At 71.2% G+C, this 1,305-nt stretch carries 1 protein-coding gene and 1 pseudogene; both read right to left on the bottom strand.

The features are described 5' to 3' along the window. Nucleotides 1–421: pseudogene (locus BZY54_RS53900) on the bottom strand (hypothetical protein); the annotation flags it as partial. Between the two features lie 393 nt (nt 422–814). Continuing rightward, on the bottom strand, nt 815–1,305 hold a 491-nt coding region (locus BZY54_RS35130), incomplete at its 5' end, for an NAD(P)-dependent oxidoreductase (protein WP_279634731.1).

The following is a 1,305-nucleotide window of genomic DNA, read 5'->3' as shown; positions in this document are numbered from 1 at the left end:
CGGCGAGGACGGCGTCGATGCCGTGCAGGGTGAGGCCCATGCCGGCGATGAGCATCGGGGTGTCGGTCTTGTGGGTCCGGCCGTCCTTGACGTACCAGTACCGGTGGTAGCGGGTGGCGCCCTCGGTGTCGGTCCACGCGGAGCGGGCCACGTGCCGGGCCAGCCGCCGGGCCTCGTCCAGGAAGTCCGCGCGGCCGTAACGCCGGGCGCCGAGGACCAGGGGGACGATCATGAGGCCGTAGTACTCCGCGGGTTCCAGGATGCCGCCACGCTCGCGGTCCTCGACCGTGCGGAAGGTGCCCGAGCTGCTGTCGTCGGGAACCCCGCGGTGGTGGAAGAGCTCGATCAGGGTGTCGAGGTCCTCGGGGATCTCCTTGACGAACTCGGTGTCGTCGCTGAGTTCGGAGTACAGCAGCTTCACCCAGACCCGGGCATACTCCTGGTTGCAGGTGCCCGTCCTGCCGGGGCGGCCGCCGCCNNCCCGACCTGGAAGCCGATGTGACGGAACTGGCCGTCGGGCTGCACGCGGGTGGCCTGGTGGCGCAGCACGTTGCGCAGCATCGCGAGGGCCCGTTCGTCAGGATTGCGGGCGAGGGCCTGGGCCCAGGCTCCTGCCGCGGGCGCGGAGAAGGCCGCGTGGCCGCTGGTGAAGTCGAGGAACGTGAAGGGGTTGGTGCCCCACACGCTGTGGTTGTGGAAGCCGTTGATCGCCCCTTCGGGGGTCACCCAGGTCCGCATCCACCGGGACAGGGCGCCGACGTCCGGCAGGGCCGTGTCGTTCTTCATGGTCGTCCTTCCAGGCCGTCTCAGGCAGTCACCTTGTGCTTGGCGGTGAGCAGCGCGGTGTCGATTCGGTAGGGGTCAGCGGCCGTGCCGGCACGGCGAGGTCGTCGGGCTGGGCGAACGGCTCGCCCGCGGCGAACCGTGTCACCTCGGAAACCACGCTGTCGCCCATGCGTCGCAGCTCGCGTCCCATCGAGCCGGCGATGTGCGGGGTGAGGACCACGTTGGGCAGGTCCCACAACACGCTGTCACGCGGAAGCGGTTCGGGGTCCGTGACGTCCAGGACGGCCGAGATCCGGCCGGTTCGCAACTCCGTGACGAGGGCGTCCTGGTCGACGACCGCCCCGCGCGCGGTGTTGACGAGGGTGGCGCCGGTGGGCATCAGGGCGAGCTGACGGGCGCCGATCTGTCGCCGGGTGGCGGGGGTGAGCGGCTGGTGCAAGGAGACGACGTCGGCTGCCGCCATGAGGGCGTCCAGGGGAAGCAGCCGGGCGCCGAGGCGCCGGGCCTCCTCCTGGGTGA

The organism is Streptomyces carpinensis, from assembly GCF_002154505.1.
Classification (GTDB): domain Bacteria; phylum Actinomycetota; class Actinomycetes; order Streptomycetales; family Streptomycetaceae; genus Streptomyces; species Streptomyces carpinensis.
The sequence above is the reverse complement of the archived record's forward strand: the minus strand, read 5'-3'. Positions and strand labels throughout refer to the sequence as shown.